The sequence below is a fragment of the Paramicrobacterium chengjingii genome, assembly GCF_011751765.2.
Lineage (GTDB): Bacteria > Actinomycetota > Actinomycetes > Actinomycetales > Microbacteriaceae > Paramicrobacterium > Paramicrobacterium chengjingii.
The window spans coordinates 2,477,026-2,491,728 of the sequence record NZ_CP061169.1 but is presented as its reverse complement, the minus strand read 5'-3'; the positions used below and the strand labels follow the sequence as shown (position 1 = coordinate 2,491,728).

Here is a 14,703-nt window from a genome sequence, read left to right as displayed (position 1 = left end):
AGTGATCACCAGTATGTCATACGGTCCGAGATATCGCACGAGCTGTTATGTTGTGTGACTAAGCGAAACTCGGCGGGAAAATCGGCCTACGTCATGTGTTGCTGGACTCTAAACCGGATTAGTGATTTGTTGGTTTTAAAGAAGAATGCGCCGGGGGATGTCGGTCGCATGCAGAAGGAATGGTGAGAGCACGATGACGAGCGATGCGACGCAGAGCACGGCATTGCGTTTCGGAGTGAACTACACGCCAACGCGCGGCTGGATGCACTCGTGGCTGTCGTTTTCGCCCGACGATGTGCGTCGTGACTTCGAGGGCATTGCGCAGCTCGGTCTCGATCACGTGAGGATTTTCCCGCTCTGGCCCGTGCTGCAGCCGAATCGAACGCTGATCAGGCAGCAGGCCCTCGACGACGTGCGTTCCGTCGTCGACGTCGGCCGCGAGTTCAATCTTGATGTCGGCGTCGACGTGATTCAAGGGCATATGTCGAGCTTCGACTTTGTGCCGGCATGGCTGTACACCTGGCACGACAAGAACATGTTCTCCCACCCCGATGCTGTGAGCGGTCAGGTCGAGCTCGTTCACCGGCTCGGAGAGCGGCTTGCAGACGCCGATAACTTCCTCGGCCTGACACTCGGCAACGAAGTCAACCAGTTCTCAGACGACCCGCACCCATCTCCGTGGCGAATCACGCAGAATGAAGCGGGCAGCTGGTTGACCAGCCTCCTGGATGCCGCGGCGAAGGCCGCTCCGAACGCCGATCACGTGCATAGTGAATACGATGCAGTCTGGTACCTCGACGGCCATCCGTTCACCCCAGCGCACGCGAGTCGGCTCGGCGACATGACGACGATCCACTCGTGGATCTTCAACGGTACTGCGCGCATATACGGCGGGCGTTCGGCAGCATCCGACCGGCACGCGGAATACCTGATCGAGCTGTCGCGGGCGTTCCAGGAGGGCGCGCAACGGCCGATCTGGCTGCAGGAGGTCGGCGCGCCGTCGAACTGCCTGAGCGGTGACGAGATCGCGAACTTCGTCGAGGCGACAGTGCGCTCTGCCGCCCGCACCGAGAACCTCTGGGGGGTCACCTGGTGGTGCTCGCACGATGTCACCCGCGAGCTCGCCGACTTTCCCGAACTCGAGTATTCGCTGGGGCTCATCACCAATGACGGGCGGCCAAAGCCCGAAGGGCTGAGGTACGCAGAGGTCGCTCGTGAGTTTCGCCGCAGTTCGGCGATGGAGATTCCGCGGCGCGAGACGGCTATCGTCATCGAGGTGGATGCTCAGGGCGTGCCCGTCAACCGCACGGCAATGAGTCCTGGCGGCGCGATCTTTGATGCCTGGGTCGACCTGTGCGAGCGAGGAATCGATGCCTGCTTCATCACATCGGCCGACGCTGAGAACCTGGCGCGGCGAGCCGCGAGAGGAATCACGACGCTCGTGCGCCCAGACCTGTCGACAACCGCGGTGTCGCGGTACTCCGCCGTCAACACCGTCGTCTGATCGCACACGGAAGGCGACGAGAAGAGGAGAGCCGCCGATGCCTGAGATCGAGAGCCCTGCAACCGGGCCGCTGACGTGGACGGCGATACCGCAACCTCATGAGGTTGAACTTCGACACGGAAGCTGGGCGCCGACGACTGTCAGCGTGATCGCCAGCGATGCGCGGCTCCGGCGTGAGCGTGAGCGGTTCGACGACGAGCTTCGCGCATACGGTGCGGTGACGCGACCCGAACCTGCTGCAGCAGACGACGAGTGCTCCCGTGTCGAGTTGCGGCTTGATCACTGCTCAGGGTTCGGCCCCGAGGGCTATGCGATCGAGGTCGGACACGACGTCGTTGTGAGAGCGCAGACACCATGCGGAGTTTTTCGCGCGACACGTCAGCTGATGCACAATCTGCGTGCGCACGGCCGGGTTCCGGCAGCATCCGTTCGGGCAGAGCCGGCCGTGGCAGAGCGCGGACTGCACATCGATGCTGCACGCAAGTTCTACCCCGCCCGGTGGCTGGAGCAGCTGATCGTGAACGCCGCCGACATCGGCCTCACGACGTTGCAATGGCACTTCTCTGAGAATGAGGGTGTGAGGCTCGAGAGCATCAGCCACCCCGCGATCGTTTCGCCCGAATACATCACGCGCGCGGAGGCGACGCATCTGATCCGCGTGGCTAACGATCACCACATTGAGATTGTGCCGTCGCTCGACATGCCGGGCCATTTGAAGCACGCTCTCGGGCGGCATCCCGAGTTTTGCCTGCCTGGCGTCGATGGGGCTCTCGACATCACGAATGACGCAGCAGTGGCATTCGCTCGTGAACTTGTCGACGATTACGTGCAGCTCTTCGACGAAAGCCGCGTCTGGAACCTCGGAGGGGACGAGTTTGTCGACTTCGATCACATGCATGATTACCCGGTGCTTGACGATGCAGCAAAGAAGCGCTTTGGGGCTACCGGCACGGGATTCGACCTGCTCACTGCTTTCGTGAACACGATCGCCGCATATCTGACTGACCGCGACGTCATCCCGCGGGTATGGAACGACGGGATGCTGCGCAGCCGCAACGTCGTGCTGGACGAACGCGTGCAGTTTGCCTGGTGGACGAATTGGAGTGCGTCGATGCGTCCCGTGCAGGAGGCGTTTGATGGGGGATACGACGTCGTCAATGTGAATGACGCGATGTTCTACTACGTTCTCGGAGAGAACGCCGGCTACACATACCCGACGAGCAAACGGCTGTGGGAGGCGGAGTGGCACCCTGGTGTCTTTCCGATGCTGCACCCGAGCCTCACGGACCGCGCGCAGATTGTGACGCAGCCATACCCAGAGCAACTGGTCGGGGCATCGTTCGCCATTTGGTCGGACCGCCCAGAAGCTCAGACCTGCGATGAGGTTGCTCTCGGCATCCGCTCGCCGCTGAGGGCGTTCGCCGAACGGTCATGGAACGCGGGCAGCGCACTCACTCACAGCGAGTTCACCGCCGTTGACGAGGGGCTTCCGCCCGTGTCCTACGCTCGCGACTGACGCTATCGGACGAGCCGCACCTCGAGCAGCTCTTCGCCGAGGAACGGCTGCACCTGCTGCGCGCCGTCTCGTTTCAGACCATTGCGCTTGTAGAAGGCGTGGGCGCGAGGGTTGTCATCGGCAACCCACAGGTATCCCTGACGATCTCCGCACGCGGCGTCAAACAATTGCTGACCGATGCCCGTGCCGTGAAACGCCGAGAGCAGGTACAGGTAGTAGAGCTCACGCTCGCGCGGAGCATCCTCGTCGCGGGCCGGCCCAGAGCCGACAAAGCCGACGATCTCGCCGTCGACAAGCGCAACGTGCTGGTGGTACTCGTCGCCCTGCTTCGTCCAGTGCGTCCAGAGTTCGGCAAGGCGCAAGGGCGAAACGCGTTCGAGCGCGGCCGTGCTGATCAGGTGGTCGTATGTCTCGTGCCAGCACTTCGCGTGCACACGGCCGAGTGATTCGGCATCGACATCTCGCGCGGGGCGAACGATGATATCGAGGGTAGGTGCGACAGCATCCGTGGTGTCCATAGGGAGAAAGTACCCTGACTTTGCGCCGGGTCATAATCGAGCGGATGCTGCGCCAGTGGCGATGCCGTGCGGGCCATCAGCAATTGCGTTCTGGGCGGCAGCCGCGGAAGTTCGCCAGCCTGCCGCCCCGAGAGAAGGAAGAAGTGCTGGGACGAGGACGTTTCTCGAGAAAACGTCCTCGTCCCGGCACTGTGTCCTCGTTTCGAGGAGCGCGCTAGCGCGAGGAAACGCGGCGGTGCGTACGCTCGCCGCCAGAGGACGACGTGCTGTACACGCTCGGAGCGCCGGAGCTGCGGCCCTGACCGGAGCGGCCCTGACCAGAGCGACCCTGGCCGGAGCGCGCACCGGAACGGCCGGAACCCGACTTCGCGGCAGCGGGGCGACCTGAGCGGTCACGACGCGGTGCATCGTTGCGCTCGCCGCGCGCAGAACTGCGCTGGCCAGCATCCGCGCCTCCGCGATTCGCGCGCTTGCGACGCGCGTTGGCACCCTGCGATGTGCCGCCACCGCCCTGCTGCTGAATCGGCTTCGGTTGAGGCTTGACGTACGCTGCCTCCTCGCCGACGAGGTCGACGACGACGCGTGACTCGGCGGTCACGGCCTCGGGGGCTACCGTGATGGCAGCCTTCCGCAGAATCTTCTTGAGGTCATCGCGCTGCACCGGGAGGCACACCGTTGCGACGGTTCCCGCGCTGCCGGCACGTGCCGTGCGACCCGAGCGGTGCAGGTATGCCTTGTGCTCGACGGGCGGGTCGACGTGAACGACCAGCTCGACGTTGTCGACGTGCACACCGCGAGCTGCCACGTCGGTGGCGACGAGCACGCGGGCGCTGCCATCGCTGAACGCAGCGAGGTTGCGGTCACGCTGCGGCTGCGACAGGTTGCCGTGCAGGTCGACGGAGGGAATTCCGGATGCTGTCAGCTGCCGCGCCAGCTTCTTGGCGTGGTGCTTCGTGCGGGTGAAGAGAATGCGTCGGCCACGCCCAGCGGCGAGCTTCTCGACGAGTGACTTCTTGGCGTCGGCGTCGGCGACGAAGAACACATGGTGTGTCATCGCTTCGACGGGGCTTGTCTCATCGTCGACCGAGTGCGTCACCGGGTTGTGCAGGAAGCGCTTGACGATCTTGTCAACGCCGTTGTCGAGCGTTGCCGAGAACAGCATCCGCTGTCCATTTTCCGGTGTCGCGTTCAAAATGCGCGTGACGACGGGGAGAAAGCCGAGGTCGGCCATGTGGTCTGCCTCGTCGAGGACGGTGACCTCAATGGCGTCGAGCCGCACGTGACCCTGGTTCATGAGGTCTTCGAGCCGCCCGGGGCAGGCGACGATGATGTCGACGCCGGCGTTCAGCGCCTCAACCTGGCGGCGCTGGTTAATGCCGCCGTAAATGGTTGTCGTCTTCATTCCGTATGCGGCGGCAAGCGGTGCGAGCACGGCGTCGATCTGCGTGGCGAGCTCACGCGTCGGGGCGAGAACGAGGGCGAGGGGGCGACCGGGGCGGCGCTTGCCTCCGGCGAGATCCGTGCCGAGGCGCGCGACCATCGGAATGGAGAACGCGAGAGTCTTGCCGCTGCCGGTTCGGCCACGGCCGAGCACGTCGCGCCCGCCGAGCGTGTCGGGCAGCGTGTCGATTTGAATGGGAAAAGCCTCGGTCTTGCCGTCCTTCGCGAGAACGGTGACGAGGGGAGCGGGCACGCCGAGCGCGCCGAATGTGTTATCTGACATGGTGCCTTTCAGGCATCGAGATCCGCACTTCACAGAGGGCGGAAGAGTGGCGAAGGCGCGGGATCGCGCATTCGTTCGCCGTATGAAAGTCATCGACCCGTTGCCGGGGAGAGGGAGCGTTCTACGACGCAAGGGGCATAACGTTGCCCGCAAGTGAGTTCAGTCTAACTCACAGATGCTGTGTGCTCGTCTCATCGCGCAATTCTGGGTCGAATGCCCAGTTCGGTGCCATGTCACGAAGTCGTGAGCCGCGCCACTGCCACATCACCCACAGCGGGTACCAGTATGCGCCAACAGCAGGCCCGTGAAAGGTCAGCCTGTCGCGAAACAGGGTGCGGCCCGGGTCGTCGGCTGTAGCGGAGACCGCCATGCGGTGATTCCATCCGCGCAGGGCGCTCAGCGGACCTGACGCCGGAGATCCGGTGTCGCGCAGAATCTTAACGCCGGGGTGGCTTGTCTCGTCGTAGTCGAGCTCGATGAGCTGTCGGCCGAGCGGCACGAGCCCAGCAAGCATGAGCGGAATCTCGTCTGTCGTGTTCTGCCAGTGCGTCTTGCTCGCGGTGTTTCCGGCGTTCACGCCGATGAACGGTGCATATAGCTCGCGCATGACAGACGTCGACCTCAGAGCGCGCCACGCGGCGGCCGGGTCTGCGTCTAACACGAGTTTCAACTGCACGTACATGTCTTCAGTCTGCACCGTGTCACCTGTTTCGGGTAGAAATGGCACATGGCTATCAGGTTCTGGCTCGGAGTGGTGCAGCGCGATCACGTGCGCGATGCCGTCCGCATGGGCATCGGGCAGCTGAACCACGGAAGTCGTGAGGCGATCAGCAGACTGCATGAGGCAGACGGTCTTGTCTACTATTCCCCGCGCGAAACGCTTGACGGCGAGCCGCTGCGCGCGTTTACGGCCATCGGTCGTGTCGCCGACAATGACGTGTATTCGGCGGATCGTCGCGTTGATGCGGCGGCTCGCCAATGGCGCCGGCGCATCGATTGGTATCGTCCGGCGGTCGAGGCTCCGATCCACCCGCTCAAGCCACATCTCGATCTCACCACCTCCAGTCGCAACTGGGGCGTGAAGCTGCGGCCTGGGCTTGTCGAACTCAGCCGCCACGATTGGGAGGCCATCCGCCTCGCGATGCGCATGCCGGCGCCCGAGGATCGTCGTCCGCACGACCGCATCATTGCCGACGTGGTGCCCGAGCCGCGTGAGGGGCCCACCTGGTACTGACCCACCCGGAACCGATCGAGGCCGATCCGGTGCGGCGTCATTCTGCGCAATACTTCACGGCAGCTGGGCACGGCGTGCCTATTCTGGAAGCGTGACGACAGCAGACAATCAGCAGAGCCGGTACGAGGTGCGTTTCGACTGGGGGCCAGCGGGGTTATCCGCTATTGCCGACGGTGCCGGAGTCATCATCGTGGTGCAGGGAATTGCCGACGGCCACCAGATTTCGGCGGCTGTCGAGTCGCTCGGGCGAGAGCCCGCTGACGCGGCGATTGCGGATGCTGCTCACGCATCGGGCGCTCGAGTTGTCGCCGCATCGCTGCGCAACCGCACGGCTGTCGCTCAGCACGTGCTTCAGCATCAGGTGCAACGCGGTGAGCGTGTGCGCGTCGCCCTTGTGGCGGAGACGTCGCTGGGTGCCGATTCACATCAGGATGCCGTCGGCTCAGGGTTCGCCGTCGACACGCTGTTCGCGGCTGGCGCCGTCATCGACGCGCTCGCCGCAGTGGGCATCGACTATTCGTCTCCCGAGGCGGCCGCTGCAAGCGCCGCGTTTACGGGGCTCGAACGTGCCGTCGGTCATCTGTACACGGCGTCTACCGCGGGGCAGCGGCTTATTGCCTCCGGCAAACGAGACGCCGTCGTTGCCGCGGGACAGGTCGATGCGAGCGAGCTGGTGCCGGTGCTTGGCGACGACGGCTACTGGGCGGTCGGCTGAGAATCCGCCTGCGGTGCCGAGAAGTTCTGAGCTTCGGCCTTCGCACGCTGCCTGGCCCGATGCTGCCGCACCTTGTGCCGATTTCCACACCGTTGCATCGAGCACCAGCGTCGAGTTCCCGCACGAGACGTGTCGACGTAGAGAAGACCGCAGTCGTCGGCGTCGCAGCCACGGATTGTTCCGTCACGTTCGCCGCTGAACACGGCCACGGCATCTCGCGCAATCGTCGACAGCGCCTGCGCCGCGCGGGGCAGTGAGCGCCCCGCCTGGCGGGATCCGCCGTGGAGCCGCGGCGGCAGGTCGGGCGTCGCCGCGTAGAGGTTGATCAGGTCGATGTCGCGCCGCAGCGGTTGGTTGCCGGAGGCGAGGGCGATGGTGACGTGGGCGATCGCCTCGCGCAGTGTATGAGCGTCGCGCAAATCGCGGTCTGTGGATGCCGTCACGGCGCTGCGATCCGCGAGCCAGTCGTCGAGGTCTGCACTGTTCACCAGCTGCTCCCAGCCGACTGCCTGTCCATCGCCGGCGTCGCCCATTGGCCCGGTGTAGGCGAAATCGAGGCAGAGTGCGCCGCTGTCGAACCACCAGCGGGTGCCCTCGCGCGATTCGAGCCATTGCCCGGTCTCCGATAGCCGTTCGCCCGAAATCACGCACTCACTCTATCCGGTTGCGCGGGCGCATGATCGGGCTCTTTCTCGTCAGAGTCGCGGTGGTGCCGTGGTTTCTCGCACGATGAGGGTCGTCGAGCGTGCAGAGCCCGTGCCGCTGCGCTGAGCATGACTACCCGAGAACCTCGCGAAAGAACTCGAGCGCGTACTGGCGGTCGAGCGGGCCGCCGCCCTCGTGTCCGTTGTACTGCCACAGTGACATGCGCTTGTCGCCGCGCCATTCGTTGAACGCGCCGTAGATCGTTGACGGTGGGCACGTCGGGTCCATGAGGCTTGCCGAGAACAGCGTCGGCGCGATTGCGCGACGGGCGAAGTTGACGCCATCGAAGTACGACAGCACCTTGTGCACGCTCTCCACTTTGTTGCGGTGCACGGCGAGATAGCGGCCGATCTCCTTGTACGGATCATTGTCGGTGATGACGGTGGCGCGACGGAAGTCGCATAAGAACGGCACGTACGGTGCTGCGGCGGCGATATCAGGCACAAGCCCGGCGACGGCGACGGTGATGCCGCCGCCCTGGCTTCCGCCGGTGATCACCGTGCGAGCGGCATCCGTCATCGGCAACTCGCGCGCGGTCTCGAGCGCGCGCACAGCATCGGTGAAGACGCGACGGTAGTAGTACGTTTCGCGGCTGTCGATGCCGCGGGTCATCATGCCAGGAAACTGCGGACCGGTGCCATCGGGGTCAGGCGTATCGCCCGTCGACCACGCAGACCCCTGCCCGCGGGTGTCCATGAGCAGGTGTGCGAACCCGGCCGATGCCCACATCAGGTTTTCGTGTACGTGGCCACGCCCTCCGCCATAGCCCACGTATTCGACGACGGTCACAAGCGGGGTCGTTGCTGCGGCGGGAACCCGCAGCCACGCCTTGACGGGCTGCCCGGCAAAGCCCGAGAACGTGACGTCGTAGGTGTTGATCGTGGAAAGTCCCGTGTCGATGAGCGTCAGAGTGGGGGCGGATGCCGCGTCGCGCGCCTGCTGCAGCGTCGACGTCCAGAACGCATCGAAGTCGGCGGGGTCGGTCTGCGTGCTGCGGTACGAGGCGAGATCGGCCTCGGGCATGTCAACGAACATCGATGTACGTCACTTTCTGTGCGGGCGCGCGGTAGGACGCAATCCAGAGTACCGGCACGGCGGAGAGCGTAGAAACGGGTTTGTCGTTTGATGCGACAAATACCTTGCGAAACATCTGTCGAAACGCTTAGACTCATCGACAGCACAGCGTCGAAACGTTTAGACAAACGGCGATCTCCCCTCGATCATCTCGGCGCTCAGGGCCTTACAAGGAGGTAAATCCGTGAAACGCCAATCGAAGGTGGCCACAGCAATCGCCACCGTTGCACTGGGAGCCATGGCGCTCTCAGGCTGCTCGGCCGGAGCAAGCCATGACGAAGACACACTCGTGCTCTGGCACTACGAGAACGCAGACAGCGCCATGGGCATCGCCTGGGACGAAGCAATCAAGATCTTCGAAGAAGAGACCGGTGCCACGGTCGAATTCGAAGAGAAGAGTTTCGAGCAGATCCGCTCGACGGCGAGCCAAGTGCTCAACTCAGACGAAGCACCAGACATTCTGGAATACAACAAGGGAAACGCCACAGCAGGGCTGCTCTCGAGCCAGGGACTGCTCACCAACCTCGACGAGCCGGTCAAGAAGTACGGCTGGGACGAGAAGCTTGCGCCGTCGCTGCAGACCACGGCAATGTACGACGAAGACGGCGTCATGGGGTCGGGAAGCTGGTACGGCGTTCCCAACTACGGCGAGTACGTCGAGGTCTACTACAACAAAGACATGTTCGCCGATGCCGGCCTCGAGGTTCCCACGACACGTGAGGAGTTCGAGAGTGTCATGCAGGCATTCGTCGACCAGGGCATCACGCCGCTGTCCGAAGCCGCAGCCGAGTACCCGCTCGGGCAGCTCTGGTACCAGCTTGCATTGACCAAGGCAGATCGTGACTGGGTCGACGCGTACCAGCTGTACACCGACGACGTCGACTTTGGCGGACCCGAGATCAGCTATGCCACAGAGACCATCGCGGACTGGACAGACAAGGGATATATCTCGAAGGACTCGACGGGCCTGAAGGCAGAAGATGCGGGCACAGCGTTCATCGGCGGTGACTACCCCATCTTCTTCTCGGGAAGCTGGTGGTACAACCGTTTCAACACTGAGATGGATGCCGATTGGGGCACCTTCCTCTTCCCCGGCGCCGAAATGTCACCGGGATCGGCAGGCAACATGTGGTCTGTACCCGAGAAGGCGCAGAATAAGGATCTCGCGTACACATTCATCGACATCACCATGCGTCCCGAGATTCAGGCTCTCATCGGCAACAACGGCGGCGTTCCCGTCGCGGCAGACGAGGCAGACATCGACCCAGAGAGCAAGGAGCTCATCGCCAACTTCAACACGCTCACCGAGCGCGATGGCATTGCGTTTTACCCCGACTGGCCGACAGCGACGTTCTACGACGAGCTCAACGCCGGTCTGCAAGAGCTTCTGAACGGCACGAAGTCACCTGCCGACGTGCAAGAGCAGCTGGGCGAGCAGTACCAGGCGGGCGTCGACGACATCGTCGGCTGACGCTTCAGCGGATGCTGCGGGGCGCTGCCCCGCAGCATCCGAACACTCTTTCCTCTGACGTGAAGGACAACTCATGGTGACAACGGCTGCGGCTCCGGGCGCACGCTCGCGTGAACGACGCAGGCTGCCCGAGGGGATGATCCCCGGCGCGACCTCGCGAACCTATTGGTTCTACCTGATTCCCGGTCTGGCGCTGCTTGCCGTGATCATCGTTGTTCCACTGTTCTGGAACATCTACCTGTCGTTCACCGACTACCGCGGCATCAAGCCGCCGGAGTGGACGGGGCTCGACAACTGGATCAAGCTCTTCGGCGACGAGACGTTCTGGACATCGTTCGTCAATTCCATTGCGATGATTCTCGCCATGGTCGTGGTACCGACACTGCTCGGTCTGCTTCTGGCCGCCATGCTCTTCGACCTCATCGGGCGTAAGTTCGGCGGAAAGATCGCGAGCTTCCTTCGGGCAACCTACTACCTGCCGCAGATCATGCCGTCAGTGATCGCAGCGATTGTGATCGGCTGGATATTGAGGCCGCAGAACGGCGCACTCAACAATGTGCTCGCGGCCGTTGGCCTCGGAGATCTTCAGCACAACTGGCTCGGCAGCCCAGATACGGCGCTCATCAGCATCATGGTGATCATGATCTGGGTGCAGCTCGGGTACCCGGTTGTCATCTTCATGGCGGCGCTGCAGCGCGTCGATCCCGAGCTGTACGAGGCAGCCGAGCTCGACGGCGCCAACTGGTTTCAGCGATTCCGCGCCATCACCGCGAGCATCATCCGCCCCGAGATCTTTGTTGTCGTGCTCACGTGCACCATCGCCGCACTCAAGGTGTTCGGGCCCGTATACGCGCTCACCGGAGGCGGGCCGGGAACGTCGACGATCGTTCCCGCGTACTACGCGTACAGCGAGTTCTTCCAGTCGCAGCAAGTGGGCTACGGTGCCACGATCGCCACGGCGCTCACCATTGTGATCGCGATTGTGAGCATCGTATTCATCACCTTCCAGAACCGGCTCGAGCGCAAAGAGGAGCAGGTCTGATGGCTACCGAACTCGTAACAACCGGCACGCGGGCACCCATCCGCCGTGCAGGCGGCAAGAACCGCAAGACCGCGAGCGACTGGGTCGTTCTGGCTGTCGCCGTGGTGATCGGCTTCTTCATCGCCGTTCCGTTTCTGATGATTCTGATCAACTCGTTCAAATCACCCGCCGATTACAACACCTCCGGACCGCTCTCGCTGCCGACGGAGATCTACACAGACGGCATCGTCGCCTTCTGGGAGCGCGTCAACTTTCCCGAGAAGCTGTGGAACAGCATCTACATCTCGGGGCTCGTCGCCGTGTTTGCCGTCGTGATCTCGATGTTCAATGCGTTTGCGCTCGGCATCGGGCGCGTCAAGGGACGCACGTGGATCGTCGTGCTCATTCTGCTGGCGAACATGCTGCCGCAGGAGGTGCTGCTCTATCCGCTGTACTTCATGTTCAAGCAGGTGGGACTCTATGACAACCAGTGGGCAGTGATCATCATCTTCACGGTGATCCAGTCGGCGTTCGGCACATATCTGCTCGCCTCGGTGTACGGCACCTTCCCGAAGGAGCTGCTCGAGGCAGCATCCCTCGACGGCGCCAGTCGCTGGCGTATTCTCTGGACCGTCGTATTCCCCATCTCACGCCCCACGCTGAGTGTTCTGCTGATCTTCTTCTTCATCTGGACGTGGAATGAGTTCTTGATTCCCCTCACGTTCCTCATCAGCAATGCGACACAGACGGTGCCCGTTGCGATCACCGTGCTGCAGGGCGATCGGCTCATGGACGTGACGACGACAAGCGCCTCAGCGCTGCTCGGGCTGATTCCGACACTCATCTTCTTCCTCATCTTCCAACGCACCCTCACACGGGGCATCACCGCAGGAGCAGTCAAGTAATGAAGTTCACCGACGGATTCTGGCAGACCCGACCCGGCGTTACGGCGCTGTACGCCCAAGAGGCATACGACATCGAGCGCATGGGCGAGTCTGTGCGCGTCACCGCTCCAACACGGGTGATCGCGACGCGCGGTGACACGCTCAACAGGCCAGCACTCACAGTGACGCTGTCGAGCCCGCTCGACGGCGTCATCAAGGTGCGCATCGAGAACCACCTCGGTTCGGCTCATCACCGCGGTTTCGAGATGCCGGGGGCGGATGCTTCAGAGCCAGAGATCCGCATCTCCATGGACGAAGGCGTGCTCACGAGCGGTTCACTCACCGCGCGCATCACAGCCGGCAGTCCATGGAATCTCGCGTTCGAGTCGAACGGAGAAGTGCTCGCGCGCAGCGGCGGTAAGTCGATCGGCCGCATGGATCTCGAAACGGATGCCGCCATCGCGGTAGAACCGGTAGGAGAAGTCGGCGCATCGGCAGACGGTCGACCGACGGCATCCCGTTATCTGCACAGTCAGTTGTCGCTCGGCGTCGGCGAACTTGTCTACGGCCTTGGTGAGCGGTTCGGTCCGCTCGTGAAGAACGGCCAGAGCATTGACGTGTGGAACGCCGACGGCGGAACCTCGAGCGAGCAGTCGTACAAGAACGTTCCGTTCTACCTGACCAACCGCGGGTACGGCGTGCTCGTCAATCATTCGGAGCATGTGTCGTTCGAGGTGGGAAGCGAGACCGTCGAACGCGTGCAGTTCTCGGTGCCGGGAGAGGTGCTCGAATACCTCGTGCTCGACGGCCCGACGCCCGAGGATGTGCTGGAGCGTTACACGACGCTCACCGGCCGCCCCGCCGTTGTTCCCGCCTGGTCGTACGGCCTCTGGCTCTCGACGAGCTTCACGACCGACTACGACGAGAAGACCGTGTCAAGCTTCATCGACGGCATGATCGAGCGTGACGTGCCGTTGAGTGTCTTCCACTTCGACTGCTTCTGGATGCGCGAGTTCAACTGGACCGACTTTGAATGGGACAGCCGTGTGTTCCCCGATCCAGACGGTATGCTCGAGCGGCTGCACGGCAGAGACCTGCGTGTGAGCGTCTGGATGAACCCGTACATTGCTCAGCGCGGCGCTGCCTTCGACGAGGCTGTCGCCGGCGATTATCTCGTGAAGAAGGCTGACGGCGACATTTGGCAGTGGGACATGTGGCAGTCGGGCATGGCGCTCATCGACTTCACGAATCCCGACGCCGTGACGTGGTATCAGAGCAAGATCCGGATGCTGCTCGAGCAGGGCGTCGACGCGATTAAGACCGACTTCGGCGAGCGGATCCCCACGGACGTGGTGTGGCATGACGGCACCGATCCCGCGGCAATGCACAACCTCTACACGCAGCTTTACAACAAGGCAGTGTTCGACGTGCTTGAGGAGCACCGCGGGCAGGGTGAGGCCGTACTGTTCGCGCGCTCGGCAACGGCGGGCGGCCAGCAGATGCCCGTGCATTGGGGCGGAGACAACTCGTCGAGCTTCGAGTCGATGGCCGAGACACTTCGCGGAGGCCTCTCTCTTGCGATGAGCGGCTTCGGGTTCTGGAGTCATGACATCGGCGGATTCGAGGGCATGCCCGAGACGTCCGTGTTCAAGCGCTGGGTGGCCTTCGGACTGCTGTCCAGCCACTCACGTCTGCACGGGTCGACGAGCTATCGAGTGCCGTGGCTGTTCGACGATGGCACGGAAGAACCCGGTCAGAGCGCCGTTGATGTCACCCGCACGTTCGCCCAGCTCAAAAACAGGCTCATGCCGTACCTGCTGCAGGTGGGCAGCGAGGCGCAACTGAAAGGGCTGCCGTTCATGCGGCCCATGCAGCTGGTGTTCCCCGACGATCCTGCCGTCGCCTATCTTGACCGTCAGTACATGATTGGCTCCCAGCTGCTCGTCGCTCCGGTGTTCAGTGCGTCGGGAGACGTGCAGTACTACCTGCCTGCCGGGCGCTGGACGAACTTCTTCACGAACGAGACTGTCGAGGGGGGCAACTGGCGCACCGAGACGCATGCCTTCGACAGCATCCCGCTGTGGGTTCGTGACGGTTCGGTCATTCCGCTTGGCGCTCGAACGGATCGACCGGACTACGACTACCTCGACGGGCTGGCGCTCGCCGTGTACCCGTCGCGCGACGCCGGGTCGCGCAGCGTCACCGTGACGACCCCCGAGGGCGTCCAAGCGACGTTCGAGGCGAGCTGGAACGGTTCGGACGTGAGCGTGGAGGGCAACTCCGACTCCGCGTGGACGTGGCACACCGTCACTGAGTGACGGTCGCCCGCGAGACGTGC

At 63.3% G+C, this 14,703-nt stretch carries 13 protein-coding genes; 8 read left to right on the top strand and 5 right to left on the bottom strand.

Annotation, left to right across the window (positions count from 1 at the left end; genetic code table 11):
* Positions 1-193: 193 nt before the first annotated feature.
* Together HCR76_RS12125 and HCR76_RS12120 are read left to right on the top strand one after the other, a co-directional pair.
* Positions 194-1,504: a glycoside hydrolase 5 family protein gene (locus HCR76_RS12125; protein ID WP_166990752.1), complete on the top strand. Its 1,311-nt coding sequence runs from the start codon at positions 194-196 to the stop codon at positions 1,502-1,504.
* Positions 1,505-1,541: 37 nt separating this feature from the next.
* Positions 1,542-3,020, top strand: a complete 1,479-nt coding sequence (locus HCR76_RS12120) for a family 20 glycosylhydrolase (RefSeq protein WP_166990749.1) — start codon at positions 1,542-1,544, stop codon at positions 3,018-3,020.
* Positions 3,021-3,022: 2 nt separating this feature from the next.
* On the opposite strand, the gene HCR76_RS12115 is transcribed toward HCR76_RS12120, so the two are convergent.
* The 3 genes from HCR76_RS12115 to HCR76_RS12105 form a co-directional block, all read right to left on the bottom strand.
* Positions 3,023-3,538, bottom strand: a complete 516-nt coding sequence (locus HCR76_RS12115) for a GNAT family N-acetyltransferase (protein ID WP_166990746.1) — start codon at positions 3,536-3,538, stop codon at positions 3,023-3,025.
* A 214-nt stretch (positions 3,539-3,752) separates the two neighbouring features.
* Positions 3,753-5,261: a DEAD/DEAH box helicase gene (locus tag HCR76_RS12110; RefSeq protein WP_166990743.1), complete on the bottom strand. Its 1,509-nt coding sequence runs from the start codon at positions 5,259-5,261 to the stop codon at positions 3,753-3,755.
* A gap of 169 nt (positions 5,262-5,430) precedes the next feature.
* Positions 5,431-5,958: a hypothetical protein gene (locus HCR76_RS12105; RefSeq protein WP_166990740.1), complete on the bottom strand. Its 528-nt coding sequence runs from the start codon at positions 5,956-5,958 to the stop codon at positions 5,431-5,433.
* Positions 5,959-5,988: 30 nt separating this feature from the next.
* Here HCR76_RS12105 and HCR76_RS12100 point away from each other — a divergent pair, with 30 nt between their 5' ends.
* Complete coding sequence (locus HCR76_RS12100) at positions 5,989-6,495, top strand: EVE domain-containing protein (protein WP_166990737.1); 507 nt, start codon at positions 5,989-5,991, stop codon at positions 6,493-6,495.
* Positions 6,496-6,586: 91 nt separating this feature from the next.
* Positions 6,587-7,210, top strand: a complete 624-nt coding sequence (locus HCR76_RS12095) for a 2-phosphosulfolactate phosphatase (RefSeq protein WP_166990734.1) — start codon at positions 6,587-6,589, stop codon at positions 7,208-7,210.
* Here HCR76_RS12095 and HCR76_RS12090 read toward each other — a convergent pair.
* Together HCR76_RS12090 and HCR76_RS12085 are read right to left on the bottom strand one after the other, a co-directional pair.
* Positions 7,192-7,857 carry a CGNR zinc finger domain-containing protein gene (locus HCR76_RS12090; protein ID WP_235934233.1) on the bottom strand — a complete coding sequence of 222 codons (666 nt, stop codon included), beginning with the start codon at positions 7,855-7,857 and terminating at the stop codon, positions 7,192-7,194. The genes HCR76_RS12095 and HCR76_RS12090 overlap by 19 nt on opposite strands.
* A gap of 130 nt (positions 7,858-7,987) precedes the next feature.
* Positions 7,988-8,950 (bottom strand): acetylxylan esterase, encoded by a 963-nt coding sequence (locus HCR76_RS12085; protein WP_166990731.1) that lies wholly within the window; start codon positions 8,948-8,950, stop codon positions 7,988-7,990.
* A gap of 277 nt (positions 8,951-9,227) precedes the next feature.
* Here HCR76_RS12085 and HCR76_RS12080 point away from each other — a divergent pair, with 277 nt between their 5' ends.
* From HCR76_RS12080 to yicI, 4 genes are all read left to right on the top strand, one after another.
* Complete coding sequence (locus tag HCR76_RS12080; RefSeq protein ID WP_166991705.1) at positions 9,228-10,460, top strand: ABC transporter substrate-binding protein; 1,233 nt, start codon at positions 9,228-9,230, stop codon at positions 10,458-10,460.
* A 136-nt stretch (positions 10,461-10,596) separates the two neighbouring features.
* Positions 10,597-11,502 (top strand): carbohydrate ABC transporter permease, encoded by a 906-nt coding sequence (locus tag HCR76_RS12075; RefSeq protein WP_434063585.1) that lies wholly within the window; start codon positions 10,597-10,599, stop codon positions 11,500-11,502.
* A complete protein-coding gene (locus HCR76_RS12070) occupies positions 11,502-12,386 on the top strand; it encodes a carbohydrate ABC transporter permease (protein WP_166990725.1) in 885 nt (294 codons plus the stop codon). Before HCR76_RS12075 ends, HCR76_RS12070 begins: the two co-directional genes overlap by 1 nt.
* A complete protein-coding gene (gene yicI, locus HCR76_RS12065) occupies positions 12,386-14,683 on the top strand; it encodes an alpha-xylosidase (protein WP_166990722.1) in 2,298 nt (765 codons plus the stop codon). The genes HCR76_RS12070 and yicI overlap by 1 nt, the downstream gene beginning before the upstream one ends.
* The last annotated feature ends 20 nt before the right edge of the window (positions 14,684-14,703 follow it).

Coding starts and splice junctions, on each gene's coding strand:
- HCR76_RS12125 (WP_166990752.1), top strand. CDS start 194: ATGACGAGCGATGCGACGCAGAGCACGGCATTGCGTTTCGGAGTGAAC.
- HCR76_RS12120 (WP_166990749.1), top strand. CDS start 1,542: ATGCCTGAGATCGAGAGCCCTGCAACCGGGCCGCTGACGTGGACGGCG.
- HCR76_RS12115 (WP_166990746.1), bottom strand. CDS start 3,538: ATGGACACCACGGATGCTGTCGCACCTACCCTCGATATCATCGTTCGC.
- HCR76_RS12110 (WP_166990743.1), bottom strand. CDS start 5,261: ATGTCAGATAACACATTCGGCGCGCTCGGCGTGCCCGCTCCCCTCGTC.
- HCR76_RS12100 (WP_166990737.1), top strand. CDS start 5,989: ATGGCTATCAGGTTCTGGCTCGGAGTGGTGCAGCGCGATCACGTGCGC.
- HCR76_RS12085 (WP_166990731.1), bottom strand. CDS start 8,950: ATGTTCGTTGACATGCCCGAGGCCGATCTCGCCTCGTACCGCAGCACG.
- HCR76_RS12080 (WP_166991705.1), top strand. CDS start 9,228: ATGGCGCTCTCAGGCTGCTCGGCCGGAGCAAGCCATGACGAAGACACA.
- HCR76_RS12075 (WP_434063585.1), top strand. CDS start 10,597: ATGATCCCCGGCGCGACCTCGCGAACCTATTGGTTCTACCTGATTCCC.
- HCR76_RS12070 (WP_166990725.1), top strand. CDS start 11,502: ATGGCTACCGAACTCGTAACAACCGGCACGCGGGCACCCATCCGCCGT.
- yicI (WP_166990722.1), top strand. CDS start 12,386: ATGAAGTTCACCGACGGATTCTGGCAGACCCGACCCGGCGTTACGGCG.